This is a genomic window from Paenibacillus sp. Y5S-9 (assembly GCF_036894235.1).
GTDB lineage: Bacteria > Bacillota > Bacilli > Paenibacillales > Paenibacillaceae > Paenibacillus.
Map to the genome: position 1 here is coordinate 4160391 of NZ_CP145887.1, position 20752 is coordinate 4181142.

Consider the following 20752-nt stretch of genomic DNA (forward strand, 5'->3'; position numbering starts at 1 on the left):
ATTGTTCAAAAACTACAAAATTACTCTCAGACAAGTTCGAAAAAGGACCTGCGTATGTGCAGATCCTCTTCAAGTGTACATCTTACCGCTTATTCTATTATTATACGGACTCTGTCAATGTAGCCCCCTGAACATCTTGTTCCCTCTTCGCATCCGTGTCTTTGTACGTAAATTGGTAACTTCCCGATCCCAGTGTGACTTCAACATCGTCTCCAATGTTTTGAATATCCTGAACTCCACTTATCTGATCCAACGGTTTCCCTTGCTCCAGAACGATCTGTGCACCTGCTCCAGGAAGACGTACCATACCTCTCGTGTTGGCGGGAATATGCACCCGAATCTCCATTTCACCCTCCGCCAGCCGGTGCCAGCTTGAAGCAACTTGACCATACATCGTCTCCAGACTCGCTTCTACCCAATCCAGTCCAGGTCCGGGTTGCGGCTCGATATGTACCACCCGGAATCCTGGCTGATGTTCATCGGACCGAATGCCGGCAACATAACGATACAACCATTCCCCAATCGCACCGTAAGCATAGTGGTTAAATGAGTTCATGTCAGCACTCCAGAGACTTCCATCCTCTTTGATCCCATCCCAATGTTCCCAGACAGTCGTTGCGCCTTGAGTCACCTGATATAACCAGGACGGATAATCTTCTTGAAAAAGTAATGTATAAGCCAGGTCGTGAAGTCCCGCATCACTCAGTACCGGATTCAGATAAGGTGTGCCCACGAAGCCTGTAGTAAGATGATTCCCTGCCTCTCTCACAAGTTTCTCCAATTGTTCAACTGCACGAGTTCGGGCAGTGGCGTCCAGCAGGTCAAACTGGAGTGCAAGAACATGCGCTGTTTGCGTTGGAACAGCGATTTTCCCAGCTGGAGTCACGAATTCATTTCGAAACGCATGAACAATGTTGGTATGCAACTGCTTGTAATATTCAGCATCGTCTGTCTTTCCAAGTACCTCAGCCGCTTTTTGAGTTAACGCAACCGAATAGGCATAGAATGCAGTCGCCACATAGTCCGTGTCCGTTGCGCCGACATAACTATCGGGCTTGGAGTCCAGTCCCAGCCAATCGCCAAAGTGAAATCCCGTGTTCCACAGATACGGATTGTCACCCTGCACGTGAATGTATTCGACCCACCGCTTCATACTCTCATATTGCTCGGCCAGTAATCTGGCATCCCCATACATCTCATAGATGGTCCATGGACAGATGACGGCTGCATCACCCCAAGCGGCGGAGGAATGACTGGTGTCTCCCCATCCTTCTGACGTGGAACTTCTCAGATCCGGAACGAAGAAAGGAATACCGCCATCTTCTCCCTGATCCGCTTCCATATCCCGTAGCCATTTGGTGAAGAAGGGAACCGTATTCATCAGGTAGGAAGATGTGCGGACAAACATCTGTGCATCACCCGTCCATCCGAGCCGTTCATCCCTCTGTGGACAGTCTGTCGGCACATCCAGGAAATTCCCCTTTTGCCCCCACAATATATTGTGATGCAGTTGGTTCACCAGTGGACTGGAGCATGAGAACTGACCTGTTTGCTCCATATTTGAGTGCAGCACTATTCCGGTGAATTCATCCAGACGAACGTGTTCCGGGAAGCCAACCAGCTTCACATAGCGAAAGCCTTGGAATGTAAAATGCGGTTCAAATGTTTCCACGCCATCCCCCTTGCAGGTGTAGCGAATACACTGCTTGGCGGCGCGAAGATTATCGGTGTAAAAGTTGCCTTCATGATCCAATATCTCAGCATGGTGCAGCTCAACCGTCTGACCCGCCTTACCTTGAATGCTGAATCTCACCCATCCCACCATATTCTGCCCCATGTCTATTACACGATCTCCCTGTGGAGTTGTCAGCAAAGCAATTGGCTGTAACTGTTCGACTTGGGTGACGGGTACGTTCTCCTGCGCAACGATGATACCTTTCGGGTGCTCCAATACGTTTACGGGTAACCAATTCACTTCAGATGAATCCGACCAATCGGACTCCATTCGTGCATCATACGTCTCCCCCATATAGATGTCCGACATACGAATGGCACTTGGAGCCGCCGTCCAATCCCCGTTAGATAAAATAGATTCCTCCGAACCATCTGCGTATTTTATGTGCAATTCCAGCAGCAATGCGGATGTTGAACCGAATATCTCCCTTTCTTTATTCCAGCCAAGATACCCTCGGTACCAGCCATCTCCCAGATTAGCACCTAATGTATTCTGTCCATCCTGAAGCAGGTGGGTAACATCATAAGTTTGATATTGTAATCGCTTACGATAAGAGGTCCAGCCAGGTGTAAAATAATCTTCTCCTACTCTTGTGTTGTTCATATGCAACTCGTATAATCCAAGTGCTGTTACATATATTCTGGCAGACGTAACAGGTTGTTTCACATTAAACTGCTTGCGCATACGCGGGCATGACGTATCTCCATCATCTGATGGTTGAGCTGTGATCCATTCTGCTTGCCACTTGTTATGACTATCCATAAGTCCCATCTCGAAAAAGGTCGTTTCGGACCAACCGGAATCACTTCCTGCATCATCCCATGCCCGAATCCGGTAGTAGTATCGCGTTCGCGGAGAAGGCTGAAAATGTTTTAATTCCACATGTATGGATTGATCCGTGCTAATCTTGCCTGAATCCCATACAATCCCATCAAAACCTTCCTTCAATGACAGCTGAATCTGGTATGCGGATTGCATGCAGTTCCGACGATCAGACTGCAACTGCCAGCTTAATCTCGGTGATTTTACATCAAGGCCTATCGGATTGATTCTATACTCACAGCGAAGGTGCCTCACGTTGAACATTAGCAGATCGTCCTTTCCATCTTGGCTTCCCATTCGGGGTTACGATATAATTATATCGATCCTGTTACCCTAAATACCCGGTAATCAGGACTATTTCATCCGGTGATTCAGCCATTTGTGTGAGGAGGTTGCTTGTGAATTCATCTGTACAACTCATGAAAAGTGAATACTTTCTGCATAATCATCTGCAACTTTTTGTCAATCGTTGCTCTGAAGATTTTGTACTCCCTTTTCACGCACATGATTTTATTGAGTATAGTTATGTTGCCGAAGGAAAGGGCTTTCATCATATCGGTGAAGATGTCCTTCCGGTGACAAAGGGGATGCTGTTTGTTATTCCTGTCGGCGTTCCTCATGTCTTTCGTCCTGTGAGTACAAACGTAACCGAGCATCCGTTAATTCTATATAATTGCTTATTTAATGCTGAATTGATCAACACCCTGACATCCGTCATTCAGGAAAAAGAAATCATTCAACATCTGATGGATCTGGCACAAAATCAGGTTCCTTATATATCTGTTGTGGATCACAACGACCGGATTGAAGAACTAATGGTGAAGCTGTACCGTGAATCCTCTGTTCCGGGAATCGGTTCGTCTACCATGTTATACACCCTGGTGAGCCAGTTGGTATTGATGACCTACAGGCAACTTTGTCAAAAGGATCATGATGAAGAGAATCATTCCACCGGTTTTGATTACATTCTTCACTATATCAAGGAACACGTAAGCAATCGTATTCGGATGTCTGATCTGGTCCGTATATCAGGCTGGAGCGAAAAACAGATTGGGCGAATGTTTCTGCGGCATACCGGACAGACCTTTAGCAGCCACCTGCAACACCTGCGTATACAAAAAAGCTGCGAACTTCTAAAGAGTTCACAGCACAAAGTCAGCCTGATTGCAGAGCTGGTCGGATATCGGGATATGGATTCATTCTATGGTGCATTCAAAAAAATAACAGGCGAAACACCTCTCGCCTATCGCAAAAAATCCAGAGCACAGCACTCTGGACAATAAGATTGGTAACTTTCAGACACCAACAACCTGTAACACTTCATCTATGTATGCCTTGGCCTCTTTCCATGAAGACATCAACGGAAAGTTGTATCGCTCACGCTCCTGTATATTCCACGGATGCGGGATACAGATGACCTTTTTGCCGTCCTCATGCGCGGGAATCAGATTATGTGCTCCATCATCAATGAGCAGATCGAATCCGAGCAAGTTTTTTCTTTTACATGTAATAAACTGTTCAGCCGTTATAAAAGGCATGTGCTGCTGAAGCCAGTTCCACTTCTCAACAACTGTTTTTGGTTCTGCTGCCGTCACAACAATGACATCATAAGCATCGTTCAGCTTTCGCATCTCATCTACAACATACTCATCATATAACTCCAGTTCCTCGAACAGACCCGGCCGACCATAAAATACATCGTGCGTGCTCTCTGGATGACGCAAATGGGATGTATCCCAATGAATCATATCCTCATAACGCAACGGATGGGTCGGGAAGTTGAGATTGTTGTGATATATAGCCCGCTTGACCAAATGACATATCGTGTCATCCATATCTACAGCAATAATAGGCTTCTTCATGGTTATCCCTCCCCCAATACGATCACAGTATACCATCCAGAATGTTATGTAGTCATCTTTTTTACCTTAAAATTCCAATAGCGTTGATGAGAATTCCACCTGATTATATTAAAAAGGCGCCCCGGCGCCGTAATACCAGCTACGCCCGGGGTGCCTGTATAGGTTGATCTATTCCAAGTTCTCACCATTCGAGGCAATGACTTTTTGGTACCAGCCAAAGCTCTTTTTCTTATACCGATTCAATGTGCCTTGTCCGTTGTCATCCTGATCCACGTAGATTACGCCATAACGCTTGGACATTTCCGAAGTCGATGCACTGATGATATCAATCGCTCCCCAGTTGGTATATCCCATCAGGTCCACACCATCCATAACGGCTTCTTTCATTTGTGTAATATGTTTTCTCAGATAATCAATACGGTAATCATCGTTGATGGAACCATCTGCCTCAACCGTGTCTTTCGCGCCAAGGCCGTTCTCTACCACAAACAATGGCAGTTGATAACGGTCATACAGCTCTTTCAATGCAACGCGCAGACCGATCGGATCAAGCTGCCAACCCCATTCCGTACGCTCCAGATTCGGGTTCTTAATCGTACTGTACAGGTTACCTCCAGTTACTCCATATTCCTCTGGGTTCACTGCGGACACCAAGGATGTGTAATAACTGAATGAGATGAAATCAACCGTGTGCTCACGAAGGATCTGCTCATCTCCTGGTTCCATGGCAATGGTAATCCCGTTCTCTGCCCAGTACCGAGCCATAAACGTTGGATAACTACCACGAACTTGTACATCCGTATGCAGCAGGTTCAGCTGATTATCGATCTGAGCTTGCAACACATCCTCTGGCTTCGATGTCGCCGGGTAGTGAATCATACGCGCAAGCATACATCCGATCTGGAAGTTCGGGTTAATCTGACGTGCCTTTTCTGTTACCAGGCTGCTGGCTACAAATTGATGATGAAGTGCCTGATAAGAAGCCTGCATCGTGTTTTCAACCCGATCTTCAATAATACCGCCACCTGTGAACGGTTCAATAATGGTTGTGTTAATCTCATTAAACGTCAACCAGTATTTGACTTTGTCCTTGTATCGGGTCATCACGGTTTCCGCATATCTTACAAAATGTCCAATCACTTCGCGGCCAGCCCAGCCATTATATTTCAAAACAAGTGCCATAGGCATCTCGTAATGCGAGAGGGTTACCAGTGGTTCGATATCGTATTTCCGGAGTTCATCGAACACTTCGTCATAGAAACGCAGTCCCTCTTCATTTGGCTCGGCATCATAACCATTTGGGAAAATACGCGGCCAGTTGATGGACAGACGGAATGTCTTGAAGCCCAGCTCGGCGAAGAGTGCAATATCTTCTTTGAAACGATGGTAAAAATCAATCCCGTAACGCTTCGGATAACCTTCTGCACTATGATGTGACATTGCTTTCTCAACCGTTGCACTGGTAACATGCATCAGTTCTCTAAGGTTGGTGTAGTCCTTTTTCTCAAAATAAGGAACCATGTCGGCTGTCGACCATCCTTTGCCACCAGCGTCAAATCCACCTTCAGCCTGGTTAGCGGCAATAGCGCCGCCCCATAGAAAACCTTCCGGGAACCCTTGTCGATTAATCATTCGAATCTCTCCTTCTTTTGTTGATATTGTTAGCCCTAAGACGGACCGTTTAGATCTCAGCTTTCAATACGTTTTCACCCATCGTGATTTCGCCCAATTTCACAGGTACAACTTCTTTATAATCAGCCGTATTGGTAACAACCATAGCGGTTGTGATGTCGTATTCTTTTGCAATCTCGGCCAGTTCAAATGTGAGTAACTTGTCTCCAGCCTGTACACGTGCTCCTGTAGCAACATGTGCATCAAAATACTGTCCACGCAGCTTCACCGTGTTAATTCCAACATGAATCAACAATTCCATTCCGTTATCACTGCGGACAACGATCGCATGTTTCGTTTTGAAGACATTCATGATGGTACCTGTCACTGGAGAAACCAATTCGCCCACCGTTGGAACAAATGCCACACCTTTACCCATCAATTCATCACCAAATGTTGGATCGTTGACTTCTTTGAGCGGGATGGATTTACCTGTCATCGGTGCAACAGCTACTGCATCACTCGTTGGTGTTGGATCGCCCATGTCGTCCACATTTACGGTTGCAGCTTCGTTGGAAACAACTTTCGCTGGTGCTGTAGAAGCACCCGGTGAGAATTGAGCTAACGCCTCAGCGTCTCCTTCTTCTTCTTTGATACCAAATATCGTAGACATGATTGCACCCACGATAAAGGCCAAAATCATGCCCCCAAAGGAGTACCAGAAGGTCTGTCCGATTAGGGAAGGAAGTCCTGGGAGACCACCGTTACCCGCAAGTACATATGCTTTCGCGCCAAAAGCAAGGGCGAATCCGCCACCCACTGCACTACCAATCATCGCTGCGGCAAATGGTTTTTTATACTTCATGTTAACCCCGTACATAGCCGGCTCCGTTACACCCATGAGTGCGGTGAAGCTCGTTGACAATGCCACGGTTTTAAGTTTTTTATCTTTTGCCCGGAAGAATACGCCGAGTGTTGCACCAGCCTGACCCATATTGGAGATAAAGGTCAATGGCAAGAATTTATCAAAGCCCAGTGTAGCGATATTACTCAGAATGATCGGCACAAGTGCATAGTGCATTCCTGTCATAATAATGAGCGCCATCGCGCCGCCAAGAACAATACCTGCAATCAATCCGCCTTCATTCAGCAGCCAGTTGATGCCACCAGACAATCCGCTACCTACAAATGTACCCAATGGACCAATTGCAATCAGCGTCACTGGAACCATAACAAGCAAAGTAATCAGCGGCACAAGCAATAGCTTGAGTGCAGCAGGGATAACACGGTCAACCCATTTCTCAACATAAGACATCAACCATACTGCAAGAAGAATCGGGATAACCGATGAAGCATAACTTACTGCTGTAACCGGGATTCCCAAAAATCCAACCGATTCACCGCTAGATAACAATGCTGTCATGTCTGGATACATGAGTGCCGTACCTAGTGCAATCGCAACAAACGGGTTACTGCCGAATTTACGAGCAGCGCTGACTGCAATCAGTAAAGGCAGGTAGTGGAATACGCCGTCACCGATGGCTGAAAGAATACGATACGTATCCGTTCCGGCAGACATCCAACCTACGGACACGAATAGTGCAAGTAATCCTTTGAGCATACCTGCCGCAGTAATCGCTGGAAGCATTGGAGCAAAGACACCTGCGATTGTTTCAAAAATTTTCAGCACGACATTTTGTTTTTTATCCGACTTTGGCTCTTTGTTTTCTGTAGTTTGCTGGATTGCCGGATTTTCCTTCACCATAGCGTCGAATACTTTCGACACGTCATTACCGATAATGACCTGGAATTGATCACCGGAAACATTCGTTCCCATGACCTTATCCAATTTCTTGAGTGAGCCGTTATCAACTTTCTCGTTGTCTTTCAGATCAAAGCGCAAACGTGTGACGCAGTGATAAACTGAGTTAATATTGTTTGTTCCCCCAACGGCTTTAATGATTTCCTGCGCCGTTTCCTGATGTTTCATGATGTTTTCCTCCTCATTTTTCCAATAAAAAATACCCGAATGAATCTAGCGCATATTGATGGCGCCATCTCATTCGGGTATTGCCTGATTGAACAGTAACAAGCCCATAGGATATCCAGTTGTGATTTGATTCTATTGCGTGGACTTTTCGTCCCGCTTGGTTTTCATCAAACGTTCCAGATGGAGCGTTAGATATAACTGCTCAGAGTGAGTCATGTCATACTGATAGTTCTTATGGATAAAAGTCTCGATCTTGCCAATACATTTGAATGTCTCCGGATAGTTTTTCCGAACCACTTCATATAAATACTCCTCAGCATCATCATGTGAAGAATGGGTAATGACACGCTGACAGAAATATTTCAAATGGGTGATGAAGCGGAAATAGTTGACGCTATCTTCATCCAATTCGACGTTGAAGTGATATTTGATGATATTCATGATCTCCTGCAACAGCTGCATCAGATGAGTGACATCGTTCATGGAATCATTCACTTCCGCATTGATGAAATGTAAGGCAATATTACAGATTTCATCTTTGGGAAACTCAATATCCAGTCTTTCCTTCAGCAAGGTCAGTGCTTCTCTGGCCACATCATACTCCGCCTTATAGAAGTGCTGAACTTCCCAAGAAAGTGGATTACGAGTAATCATTCCTTTTTCCAAGCGTTGAACAGCAAAGTGAATGTGATCAGACAGCGAGACATAGATCCCGTCACTGATGGTTTTGTTCAATTGCGTTCGTGCCAGTGTCACAATATCATCTGTTGCCTGCAGAATCTCAATCGGCACTTCAGCTACGATGGATTTGAATTTCTCATAAATTGATGCATCCTGAAGACGAAATACCTTCTCAATCCGCTCTTCATCAATCTCATCGCCTGCTTTGAACTTAAATCCGATACCCCGGCCGAGGATCAGTAGTTCCTGATTTTTGTCATCCACGGTACTGACAATATTGTTATTAAATATCTGTTTAATAATCATTATGGACCCACCTGGTTTTTTTTGAGGAATAAAAAAGGGCAAAACCAAAACAGAAATAATAAAATCATTTCCATAGTGGTTTTGCCCGCATTACCGGTAACAAGCCTCGGATCTAATTTATCATAACCTGAAAACGGTGTCAACCCAAAAATACTACCGCTCTATTCCACTTTTTTAGGTCATATGAAACATTTACCTTTTATGTTATTTTGAAATGAGATATAACCTTTGATATTTAATAATATGACCCAAACTAATCAGGAGGATTCACTTTGAAAAAAATCACTTCGTTTACCGCCGTCATTGCTGCCATCTCGCTATTGTTATCAGCGCCGCCCACCTTGGCCGCAAAATCCAATGAACTCTCGTTAATAGAGAATTACATGTCCGCTGACCAGCTGGATCGGAAGACACAACAACTTTTGAATGATGAAATAGTTAAACTCGTGGGGAAACAGAACATTCAATTCATCAAAATAGACACATCATTTGATCCGTGGGTCATTAACGGAACTATAGATGGAACTGGATTCGCAGATTTCACACAAAGATACGATCCTGATACAAATCATGTCGCGTCCACCCTTATCATGTATGATACCGCTGATCTCAATAAAGTCATGGATAATGCGCTGCGCCTGAAGCTTGATGCCTTCTTAAAAACATTTGAGGATGAAGATATCTTCATTAAAAGTGGTTTTTTGCGTTTCAAAGCCAATGATCAGGACCATGGACATTTACTCCAAAACTACTGGGTCATCTTTGGACCAAGTCAACAACTTTACATCGATGTGGACAAAGATAATCAAATGTCGGCAATTCTGCAATATAAAATCGATGATTCCTATGCCTGGATGACAAACATAGCACGAAATTCACTCAAAACACTTGGAATCCCCTCAGTAAAAGCTTTTGATTACACCTTATTTACCGTAGAAGGAAAAGATATGTTATGGCAGTATCGGGATGATGACAATCTAAATTACGTGCATATCGGCAGCAAGACCGGAAAGGTATGGAAAGTCACGAACGAACTAGGTGTTAACTGGAAAAATGATGCTGATTTCAAAAAGTCTTTTGCCAAGCCCAAGCTCAGCAAAAACAAAGCACTATCCATCGCTATACCTACAGTCAGATCTATATTTGGTATTGAGCTAAAAGGTTATTCCGTTCGTATCCAAGAAAACGAATACACCTTTACGAAAAAAGGAGCCACGACGCTTATCGGTAAAATCAATACAAAAGGCGCATTTTATTCGTTTGAAGCCATTCCTTCAAAAGGGGTAAGAAACTAACTTACATAATAAAAAAACAGGCGGCTTGAAGCGCCGATTTAAAATTGCATAAGAAATACTCCGCTTTATGACGACAGTAGATTTAATCTTGTCATCATAAAAGCGGAGCCGGTATCATCAATCTACGCTTGACGTGCTTATTAGGCAGCCCTTCTTTCGAAGGGCCTTTCATCATTGCTGGAACGTCACATTAATCTGCACAATCTCCGAACGACTGCTTGTGCGAATCGGAGGTCCCCAGAATCCAAATCCTGACGTTACGATGGAGTGCATGGAGCCTTTTTGCAGATAACCCCAATCATTCTCGTAGATCGCTTTTGTGATGAACTGAGCAGGCGCAATCTGACCACGATGAGTGTGACCGGATACGACCAGATCTACATTGTTTTGTTCCGCAATATCCAGATCATACGGCTGGTGATCCATCATAAGTACCGGTTGGCTCAAGTCTGTATCTTGCATTAATGTGGCTACCTCTGAACGATCCTTCTCTGTCCGGTCTTTCCGTCCTATGAGAGTGATCTTGTCATCCAGAACAATCTTGTCATCATACAGAACTTGCATGTTGCTCTTCTCCAGCGCAGCAATCAGATCTTCAATCGGACCATCGAACTTATCGTGATTCCCGAGTGAAGCATAGACGCCGTATGGAGCCTGAATGTCACTGATAATATCAGCAATTCCGCTATTGAGGTACATATCCAGATTGTCATCAATAATATCTCCGGGGTACAGCACCAGATCCGGCTTCAGAGCATTAATCTCTTCCACCATGCGTTTGGCATGTGCAGGGCCAGACAGAAGTCCGAAGTGCATATCGGCAGCCATGACAATGTTGAGCTTGTCTACACCTTCTACTTTTTTATCAATCTGGATATTATATGTTTTCACTACCGGGCTGTAAGCGTTGAAAATTCCATAACTCATTGTAGACACTAACAATACCAGTGTAACAACACCTGCCCATTTCTGAGTGTGATGTCTCGGAATACGGGTTAATCTCAGCAACCACATCGTCAGGTGAACGACTGGCAGGATTAGCAATAACAACGAGAAGATCGCCAGCCAGTAAGAACCGATGATACTGAGAAACGAGATACTTCCAAACATACGTGCCAAAATGAAGGAAACAGCAAGGAATACAAGCGCTATAATATAAAACCATCGAAATCTGGCGGACACGACTGGTTTCATCCAACTCCAACCACTCCAGCCTATGTAGAACACTAATAAACCGTATACGACCAAAAACAATATACCTGCTAATACAAACATGCCCGGTCTAACCTCCACGTCAATAAGTTGTATTCCGAATTTTCATCACGGATGTAGTTCCATCTGAACAAGTATAACGTAGTTGAAGAGTCAGATCATCTGTTTGCCCAACCCAGATTCGTACATTTTATTACAATTTGATGATATTCAAATTCGAACCGTTAACGAGAAAAAGCACCCTTGCAGGTACCATGAAGTTGAATTCATGAATAACTGCAAGAATGCTATATATTCGGAACTGATATTACTCGTTAGTGTCCATCCACTGGAAGTGGAATGAACCTTCTTTGTCCACACGTTTGAATGTGTGAGCACCGAAGTAGTCACGTTGTGCTTGCAGCAAGTTTGCTGGCAAACGCTCTGTACGGTAGCTGTCGTAGTAAGAAAGAGCGCTGGAGAAGCCAGGTACCGGAATACCTTGTTTTACAGCAGCCGCTATAACTTCACGCCATGCACCTTGATAAGACTCAACGATGTTTTGGAAGTAAGGATCCAAGAGCAAGTTTTTCAGAGCTGCATCCTTATCATAAGCTTCTTTGATGTTTTGCAGGAATTGCGAACGGATGATACATCCGCCACGGAAGATCATGGCAATGTTGCCGTATTTCAGATCCCAGCCATACTCGTCGGAAGCTGCACGCATTTGGGCAAATCCTTGTGCATAGGATACGATTTTACTTGCAAACAATGCTTTACGCACGTTCTCGATGAACGCTTTTTTGTCGCCAGAGAATGCTTCAGTTGCTGGTCCACTCAGGATTTTGCTAGCTGCTACACGCTCGTCCTTCATGGCAGACAGGAAACGGGAGAATACGGATTCCGTAATCATGGACAATGGTACGCCGAGATCCAGCGCGCTTTGGCTTGTCCATTTACCTGTTCCTTTTTGTCCAGCCGCGTCCAGAATCACGTCAACCATTGGTTTGCCTGTTTCTGGATCGTATTTGGAGAAGATATCTGCCGTGATTTCGATCAGGTAGCTGTCCAGCTCCCCTTGATTCCACTCGGTGAAGATCTCATGCAACTCTTCAACGGAAACGTTCAATACGGATTTGAGCAAGTGATAAGCCTCACCAATCAACTGCATATCTCCGTACTCGATACCGTTATGCACCATTTTCACATAGTGTCCGGCACCGTCTGGTCCGATATATGTGCTGCAAGCGTCATCGCCAACTTTGGCGGAGATCGCTGTCAGGATAGGTTCTACCAACTGATAAGCACTTTCCTGACCGCCTGGCATGATTGCCGGGCCTTTCAGGGCGCCTTCTTCACCACCGGATACACCTGCTCCGATGAAGCGGAAACCTTTTTCTTCCAGTTCTTTACTGCGACGTTGTGTGTCAGGGAAGTAAGCATTACCTCCATCGATAATAATGTCGCCTTGATCCAGATGAGGAAGCAGTTGCTCAATCGTTGCATCTGTTGCTTTACCTGCTTGCACCATGATCAGAATTTTACGCGGAGATTCCAGGGATTCCACGAATTCTTCAATAGTGAACGCACCTGTCAGGTTTTTACCTTCTGCTTCTTTCAGAAGATCGTTCGTTTTCTCAGGGGAACGGTTAAATACCGATACCGAGAAACCTTTGCTTTCAATATTCAAAGCCAGGTTTTTACCCATTACTGCCAATCCAATAACACCAATCTGTTGTTTACTCATTATGTCCTCCCAATGCTCCATGATTTATATAGTTTTATTTTAATCTGAAACGAATATATGTTCAGTGATTATTGTACTGTTTTTTTCCAGTCCGCTGCAAATTTGTCCATACCTTGATCTGTCAGCGGGTGTTTGGAGATCTGTTCAATGACGGAGAATGGAACAGTAGCAATATGTGCTCCAGCCATCGCTACACGTGTAACGTGATCCGGATGTCTTACAGAAGCCGCAATAATCTGTGCATCCAGGTTATGTGTACGGAACAATTCAGCAATTTTGGTAACCAATTGTACGCCATCTTCGGAGATATCATCAAGACGTCCCAGGAATGGAGATACATATGTTGCACCAGCACGAGCAGCCAGAAGCGCCTGGTTCACAGTGAAGATCAACGTTACGTTGGTTTTCACGCCTTTTTTGGTCAAGTAACGGCAAGCTTCAAGTCCTGCAAGTGTCATTGGCAATTTGATCGTAATGTTTTTGTCACTGTTGTTAATTTTGATCAATTCTTCTGCTTGCGCGATCATTTCTTCAGCAGTAAGGGCATCTGGTGTCACTTCCGCAGAAACGGACTCCACTTCAGGTACCAAACGCAAGATTTCTTCAATACGATCTTCGAATTTCACGCCTTCTTTGGCTACCAAAGATGGGTTAGTTGTTACGCCAGACAATACGCCGATTTTGTATGCTTTTTGGATATCTTCCACGTTAGCTGTATCGATAAAAAATTTCATGATTAAATTACCTCCAGATATATTTTTTTATTTTGGTTTAGAGATTTGCATTAACCGCCAAGGGTATGCTATTTGTAACTACAGACTCCTGATCCGCCGGCTCATCAAACCACCAGTGGTGACCATCTTCTTCAAGCATAACATCTGATTCAGCCGGTCCATAACTACCCGCAGGATACAGGTGAAGTGGCAAGAGATTTTCCTGGAATGCATCCAGAATTGGCTGCACCCATGCCCAGGACAATTCTACTTCATCCCAGTGGGCAAAGAATGTTGGATCACCCAGCAAAGCATCACGAATCAGATTCTCGTAAGCTTCCGCGAGGTCACCTTTATCCGGAGAAAGATCTATATGAACCGGTTTGAATTCACCTTTATTCTCAGGATCACTTGCATTCAGTTGCAAAGTCATGCTCTGATCCGGACTCATCTCAATGACGAGAAGGTTTGGTTTGGAACCCTTGTTTTTCAGCACATTTGTCTGTCCAGAAGGTTCTTTGAATTCAATCACGATACGTGTTGATTTCTCCTTCATTCTTTTACCCGTGCGAATGTAAAACGGAACACCACGCCAGAAGAAATCATCAATTTGCAATTTGGCAGCAATGAATGTGTCATTCATCGTATTCTCGGCTACACCCGGTTCAGCCGTATAAGCATTTACCGGTTTACCTTGAATGTTACCTGCTGCATACTGTCCACGGATGATGTTTGCGCCCACAGTTTGTTTTTGTAACGGCTGGATCGATTCCATAATGTGCTTTTTCTTCAATCCAACTTTTTCGGAAGTACTGTTATACGGAAGCTGGATCGCCATCATCATGAGCAATTGCAACATATGATTCTGGAACATGTCTCGCACTGCACCAACATGATCATAATAGGATGCACGTTCTTCGACACCTACAGTCTCATTCGCCGTAATTTGCACATTGGAGATGTAACGGTTGTTCCATAACGCCTTCATGATTGGGTTACTCTGATGCAACGTCTCCAGGCGCTGTACCATCGGTTTGCCCAAATAATGGTCAATCCGATAAATCTCTTCCTCCGTGAACGATTCGCTTAATTTGCGATTAAGGTCTCGGGCGGATTGTAGATCGTGACCAAATGGCTTCTCGATGACGAGGCGTTTCCAGCCCTCTGTGGAACCCAGCCCACTTTCTTGAATATTCTCGGCAATCGGTTCGAAAAATTCCGGACCAACCGAGAGATAAAACAAGCGATTGGACGGAATGCCAAGCTCAGCTTCTCTTTGTTCAACTAATCCCAACAGCTTTATATAATCTTCCTTATGGCTTATATTCAATACACTGTAGCGAAAAGCTTTCACAAATGACTTCACAACTTCAGGATCAGCCTGGCGTCTGGAAAATTCATTTAATGATTTTTCCACTTGAGCCTGAAAGAATTCATCAGACCACTCTCTACGCCCCAGACCAATCAATGAGAAGGTTTCAGGAAGCTTCTGCTCAAGATATAAGTTATATAAGGCAGGATATATTTTTCTTTTGGCTAAATCGCCAGTAGCACCAAATAAAACAATGGTAGTTGGTTCCATCTCACCGTTCTCCTTCCAAGTAACTCTGGTTTCTTTGTTGTAGTTACACTATAATACGTTTTATAGCTATACAAGTAATTAATATATTTCACAGGAGCTATAGACCACATCTATGACAACAAATTACGAACTATATAAAGTCTTTTATTGGGCCGCCAAAACGGGAAGTTTGACACAGGCTGCGAAAGCACTGTATATCACTCAACCGAGCGTCAGTCATGCCATTAAGCAATTAGAAGAGAGCTTTGGTCTTACCTTGTTTTATCGAAATTCCAAGGGTGTAGCGCTGACACAGGAAGGTGCCAGTCTGTACTCCTATATTGAACAATCCCAAATTCTGATCTCACTTGCGGAAGAAAAAATGGCCGCACTGAAGAATCTCGACAATGGTGAACTCCGGATTGGTGGCAGTGACTCCCTGTTCAAGCATTACATGCTGGCGTACCTAGAGGAATTCCACACCTTGTACCCTAACATCAAGCTACATCTGAGTCATGGAACCACGCCGGAAGTCATTACCTTTCTGAAAGAAGGCAAGATCGATCTTGGTGTTGTTCGGATGCCCATTGTTGATCCACAGCTCGAAGTCAGAGAAAGCATTCAGTTGAAGGACTGTTTTGTAGCTGGGGAACGTTATGCTCAGTTGAAGGGTAAAGTCATGACACTTGAGATGCTTCTGGAGCATCAACTGATCCTCTTCTCCCGGAACAGCCGGGTTCGGATGGCTATAACCGAGTTGTTTAACAGCTATAATTACACGTTGAAACCTGAGATTGAGGTTGGTAGCGTTGATCTGTTGATTGAGTTTGCGCGTCGAGGACTGGGGATTTCCTATGTCACACGTGAGTTCATCTCCAAAGAGCTGGAGGAAGGTTCTCTCTTCGAAATTCAGCTTGATGTCCCACTCCCCCCTTCCCATGTGGGGATTATGACCAAACGCAATATGCCGATTTCTCTGGCTGCCAACCGATTTATGGAGCTCATTTTCAAATCCTGAGTGGTCACAATATCAAAAGGTACAACAAAGAGCCCCACCATCCAGTTATGGATGATGAGGCTCTTTGGCCTGCATAATGTATGTGTTTATCTAACAATTAAAGACTCACCAGATAGGACGCGTCCAATATAAGGGCAACCTTACCATTACCAAGGATCGTTGCTCCAGATAGATGGTTCATCGCTCCAAGATACGTACCTAGCGTCTTAATAACGACTTCCTGATTTCCTATAATCTCATCTACTGCGTATGCTGCAATTTTGTCAACGGAACGCACGATCACCATTGGAATGGTCTTGGATTTACGTTCCGTTCGTGGATAGTTAAGCCTGTCGCACAGTCGGTGAAAAGGTACAATTCGTCCATGATTCAGGATCGCTTGTTGCCCCTGAATCATCTGAATATCTTCAGGTGAAATCCGAACAATCTCAGCAACATTATACATCGGCAAGATCAGCACACGGCCCGATACTTTAACTAACAGACCTTTAATAATCGCCAATGTGAGTGGTAGACGAATCGTAAACGTGGTGCCAACACCAACCTCCGTATCAATATCAATGATACCGTTGAGCCGCCCGATCTGGCTACGCACGATGTCCATTCCAACGCCCCGCCCCGATACTTCACTGACAGAAGAAGCTGTGGAGAAACCAGGCTCAAATATGAGATGTACAGCTTCCTGTGTTGTTAGTCGTGCAGCCTGTTCCTCACTAATTATACCTTTGCCCAAGGCGGAAGCTTTGATCTTCTCACCATCGATACCTTTACCATCATCTGAATAACGAATGACAACATGATTTTCTTCATGAAACGAAGTTAATGTAATACGTCCTTTGGACGGCTTACCGTGCTCCGCCCGAACCTCTGCACTTTCAATGCCATGATCTGCACTGTTGCGGATGAGATGGATCAGCGGGTCACTCAATTCTTCAATAATCATCCGGTCAAGCTCAGTCTCTCCACCTTGAATAACCAGTTCCAGATCCTTACCCAGCTTCTGCGATAGGTCACGAACCAATCTCGGGAAGCGACTAAATAGTTGATCAATGGGTAACATCCGTGTCTTCATGACACCTTCTTGAAGCTCTTTGATCACCCTGCCCATATGATCAGATACACCACTTATACTCTGGATGAGTGAGGAAGGTTCCTTACGTGCACCCGATCCACTAAGATCTGCGAGGGATGTCTGATCGATTAAAAGCTCTCCAACCAAATTCATCAAATGATCCAGACGTTCAACACTCACGCGAACCGTAGGTTGAGCCGTTTTCACTTTCTCTTCCGGACCCGTTGTAGCTGGGGTAGTCACGCTTGGTTTCGTTTGCTCTGTTTCAGAGATTAATTCAAGTGGTGCAGAAGTCGCTGCAACCTCATTGGATTCCAGCAGATATGGTTCAATCTCCAGCATATGAATATCCGAGTCTGAAGACAGCTCTGTCTTAAGCTGCTGTGGGTCCTTCGACGTTGCTACGATGATGATGAACTGACCATAATGATCATCTTCATTCTGCGCGCCCGGTTGGCTCTCCATGAGAGAAGTTGCAACAACCGTACCACATATGTCCTCAATGCGTTGTCGTAAAATATGATATCTGGCCGCTTTCATCATACACTTCTGCTCTAGCACAATATGAATGGACAATAGTTGCTTGCCTGACACAATAGCTACCTGTGCCACAATCGATTCCGCTGGTTGCAATTGAGGTGTTACAAGTTTTCCGACGATTGCCGGGGTTTGAATTAGATCTTTTATTTCTCGAACTACCGCTCGAAAGTCTCCATAGGCTTCCCCACGGATGTACTGATCACGAAGCACCTTCATGGCGTCCAAAGAGCGGAATAACGTATCAATTAGCTCCGAAGTCATCTCTGGTTTCTTCTCCCGGACCCATTCAAGAGCATACTCCACTTCATGCGTGAGGTCGCTTAATTCACGAAAATCCATTGTGGATGCCGATCCCTTGATGGTATGGGCTGCCCGAAACAGCGTCTGAACCAGTTCTACAGAAGGCGAAAGCTCCAATGCCAATAAAGACTGATCCATACGTTCCAATTGATCATTCAGTTCTTCGATAAAGATGTCACGGTAGGCAGACAAATCCATCATTCGTATATACCTCCCTAACCGCCCAATATTTCGTCCAGTTTCAAAATGCCCACAAGCTTGTCTTCCTGTTGACCGACACCATGGAATAAACCTTCACGGTTACGACCATATCCGCCGGTTGGCGGATGTATTTCCGAATATGTGGTTACCTTGTTTACTCGATCCACGATCAAGCCAATATATTCTTCCTGATGTCGAACTACGATAATACGCGTCGCTCTGGTGTCCGGTTCATCCGGCATACCCAGCAGGTTCCGCAGACTCATCACACATACAACCTTGCCACGCAGATTAACTACCCCTTTGATCTCTGGGCGGCTGAATGGGATATCTGTGATGCTGAGCATTTTAATGATTTCGTGAATTTCTTCGATTCGAATGGCGCAGGTCTCTGCACCTACAGACAGTTCAATATATTGTTCCTTCTGAAGTGAAGACATCGATTCACCCTCAATTCAATTGGTTTATTGGGTTTTGAAGGCAGACGCTGAATTCGCCAGCTCTTCAGCAAGATGTGCCAGAGACTGGCAGGTTGCCGCCGTCTCTTCCGATGCAGCCGCGGATTCCTCACTGGAAGCCGAGATGGATTCAACAGAGCTCATCACCTCTGCGGCTTGGGCTGCTTCTTCTTCACATGCAGCAGCAATTTCGTTTACTTTCTGTGAAGAGTTATTGACCATATCAATAATCTGATCAAACGCCTGTCCAGTCATGGAAGACTGCTCAACACTTGCTGCTACGGCTTGCACACTTTGTCTCGTATTTTCCTGCATTGCTTTGATGATGGCTGTAATTTCTTTGGTTGCCTCACCACTTCGTTCTGCAAGTTTCCGGACTTCATCAGCTACTACGGCGAATCCTCGTCCTTGTTCTCCCGCACGTGCCGCTTCAATCGCGGCATTCAGCGCCAACAGATTGGTCTGCTCAGCGATATCGTCAATCACTTCAATGATGTCACCGATTTTACGAGAATCATCTTCAAGCTTGGTCATTTTTGTATTAACGGCTTGCATACCTTCCAATGAAGTCTGTACAACAAGTCCACCTTCACGGGCAGTCTTCACCGTATCGTTGGACAGTTCAGCCGCTTCTTCCGCACTTGCAGCGACGGAGTTAATGGCAAGTGAAAGCTCCTTGAACAATTCGGAGATGTTTCCTGCCTCGCTGGATTGGCTCGTGCTGGTACTTGCAATTTCCTGTGTGCTGGCTGAGATCTGTTCCGAAGAAGCGGCAACACTTTGGGAGTTCAACACGATATTGTTGATTAACTCTTTCAGATTATCAACCATCTGATTCAGTGCCACAGCCAGTTGACCCACTTCGTCTTTGCTAGAGATGTCTGATTTAAGGGTCAAATTTCCGTTGGCAACTTCCGTAGCTAGACCCAGCATGGCCATGAGTGGCTTCGAAATGGAGCGAGAGATGATATATCCAATGAGGATACTGAAGAGTACGGAAAGAACTACAAGAATTATCGTTACTTTGAATGCTTGTGAATAGGCAGCCTGAGATTGTATATTCGCCTGTTCAGCCAAACTTTCATTAAGGTCGATCAAATTGGTAAGCAGCTCAACAATCTTGTCCCCTTGTGGTTTAAGCTCAGATTTAAGGTAGGTATTAAAGGCACTTTGATCATCTGCGACAGCCAGATTCGTTGCTCGTTCAAACATTGTTAAATATCCTGGATATTCTGCATCAAAATTCCGGAGTAATTCTATTTCTTCAGGGGTTGTTGCAAGCGGACGATAGATGGTCAGGCGATCATTCACACTCTGACGGATCGAAGCAATGTTTTCCGTGATCCGAGTTTTTTCAGTTTCAACGGTTTCGAAGCTCAAATCACGCACGTTCACACGCATTCTTTGATAATCAATCTGAGCTGAGGATAATTCTTTTACAGAGATTAGATTGTTGTTATACATCTCTTGCATTCGTTCATTTGTACTTCTCAATGTTACTACAGAGTAGACGCCAAGCCCCGCTAGGATTATCGACACAATTAAAAACGCTGAGATAATCTTTGTTGCTGTTTTCAAATTTCCAAACCACTTCATGTAATCTCCTCCTAGGCATCGTAGTGTCCAGTTATGTATATAACGCTTGGTAA

The 20752-nt window shown here is 44.8% G+C and carries 15 protein-coding genes; 3 read left to right on the top strand and 12 right to left on the bottom strand.

The features are described 5' to 3' along the window. Positions 1-100: 100 nt before the first annotated feature. The gene (locus tag V6669_RS18240) at positions 101-2821 is read right to left on the bottom strand and encodes a family 78 glycoside hydrolase catalytic domain (RefSeq protein WP_338587397.1); all 2721 of its coding nucleotides are present in this window, start codon (positions 2819-2821) and stop codon (positions 101-103) included. 134 nt (positions 2822-2955) lie between these two features. On the opposite strand from V6669_RS18240, the gene V6669_RS18245 reads away from it, so the two are divergent. Beyond that, on the top strand, positions 2956-3840 hold the full coding sequence (locus V6669_RS18245) for an AraC family transcriptional regulator (RefSeq protein WP_338587399.1): 885 nt from the start codon (positions 2956-2958) through the stop codon (positions 3838-3840). A 12-nt stretch (positions 3841-3852) separates the two neighbouring features. Here the strand turns inward: V6669_RS18245 and V6669_RS18250 are convergent, their stop codons facing one another. From V6669_RS18250 to V6669_RS18265, 4 genes are all read right to left on the bottom strand, one after another. After that, positions 3853-4419: a hypothetical protein gene (locus V6669_RS18250; protein ID WP_133385244.1), complete on the bottom strand. Its 567-nt coding sequence runs from the start codon at positions 4417-4419 to the stop codon at positions 3853-3855. A 168-nt stretch (positions 4420-4587) separates the two neighbouring features. Beyond that, positions 4588-6051, bottom strand: a complete 1464-nt coding sequence (gene ascB / locus V6669_RS18255; protein ID WP_338587402.1) for a 6-phospho-beta-glucosidase — start codon at positions 6049-6051, stop codon at positions 4588-4590. Between the two features lie 49 nt (positions 6052-6100). Next, the gene (locus V6669_RS18260; RefSeq protein WP_338587403.1) at positions 6101-8020 is read right to left on the bottom strand and encodes a beta-glucoside-specific PTS transporter subunit IIABC; all 1920 of its coding nucleotides are present in this window, start codon (positions 8018-8020) and stop codon (positions 6101-6103) included. A 132-nt stretch (positions 8021-8152) separates the two neighbouring features. Continuing rightward, positions 8153-9007 (bottom strand): PRD domain-containing protein, encoded by an 855-nt coding sequence (locus tag V6669_RS18265; protein WP_036613466.1) that lies wholly within the window; start codon positions 9005-9007, stop codon positions 8153-8155. 272 nt (positions 9008-9279) lie between these two features. Here V6669_RS18265 and V6669_RS18270 point away from each other — a divergent pair, with 272 nt between their 5' ends. Continuing rightward, positions 9280-10302: a hypothetical protein gene (locus tag V6669_RS18270; protein ID WP_338587405.1), complete on the top strand. Its 1023-nt coding sequence runs from the start codon at positions 9280-9282 to the stop codon at positions 10300-10302. A gap of 171 nt (positions 10303-10473) precedes the next feature. Here V6669_RS18270 and V6669_RS18275 read toward each other — a convergent pair whose 3' ends face one another. The 4 genes from V6669_RS18275 to zwf form a co-directional block, all read right to left on the bottom strand. Beyond that, the gene (locus tag V6669_RS18275) at positions 10474-11577 is read right to left on the bottom strand and encodes a metallophosphoesterase (protein ID WP_338587406.1); all 1104 of its coding nucleotides are present in this window, start codon (positions 11575-11577) and stop codon (positions 10474-10476) included. A gap of 244 nt (positions 11578-11821) precedes the next feature. Beyond that, a complete protein-coding gene (gene gndA / locus V6669_RS18280; protein ID WP_091029159.1) occupies positions 11822-13240 on the bottom strand; it encodes an NADP-dependent phosphogluconate dehydrogenase in 1419 nt (472 codons plus the stop codon). 68 nt (positions 13241-13308) lie between these two features. Beyond that, positions 13309-13974, bottom strand: coding sequence for a fructose-6-phosphate aldolase (gene fsa / locus V6669_RS18285; protein WP_062835043.1), 666 nt, complete (start codon positions 13972-13974; stop codon positions 13309-13311). A gap of 37 nt (positions 13975-14011) precedes the next feature. Then, positions 14012-15535 carry a glucose-6-phosphate dehydrogenase gene (gene zwf / locus V6669_RS18290; protein ID WP_338587408.1) on the bottom strand — a complete coding sequence of 508 codons (1524 nt, stop codon included), beginning with the start codon at positions 15533-15535 and terminating at the stop codon, positions 14012-14014. Between the two features lie 112 nt (positions 15536-15647). Here zwf and V6669_RS18295 point away from each other — a divergent pair, with 112 nt between their 5' ends. Further along, positions 15648-16532, top strand: a complete 885-nt coding sequence (locus tag V6669_RS18295; RefSeq protein ID WP_338587410.1) for a LysR family transcriptional regulator — start codon at positions 15648-15650, stop codon at positions 16530-16532. Positions 16533-16629: 97 nt separating this feature from the next. Here the strand turns inward: V6669_RS18295 and V6669_RS18300 are convergent, their stop codons facing one another. The 3 genes from V6669_RS18300 to V6669_RS18310 are packed head-to-tail and all read right to left on the bottom strand — an operon-like array spanning position 16630 to position 20699. Beyond that, on the bottom strand, positions 16630-18645 hold the full coding sequence (locus tag V6669_RS18300; protein ID WP_338587411.1) for a chemotaxis protein CheA: 2016 nt from the start codon (positions 18643-18645) through the stop codon (positions 16630-16632). Between the two features lie 14 nt (positions 18646-18659). Then, on the bottom strand, positions 18660-19085 hold the full coding sequence (locus V6669_RS18305; RefSeq protein WP_017687852.1) for a chemotaxis protein CheW: 426 nt from the start codon (positions 19083-19085) through the stop codon (positions 18660-18662). A 24-nt stretch (positions 19086-19109) separates the two neighbouring features. Then, positions 19110-20699 carry a methyl-accepting chemotaxis protein gene (locus V6669_RS18310; protein WP_338587413.1) on the bottom strand — a complete coding sequence of 530 codons (1590 nt, stop codon included), beginning with the start codon at positions 20697-20699 and terminating at the stop codon, positions 19110-19112. Between the last annotated feature and the right edge of the window lie 53 nt (positions 20700-20752).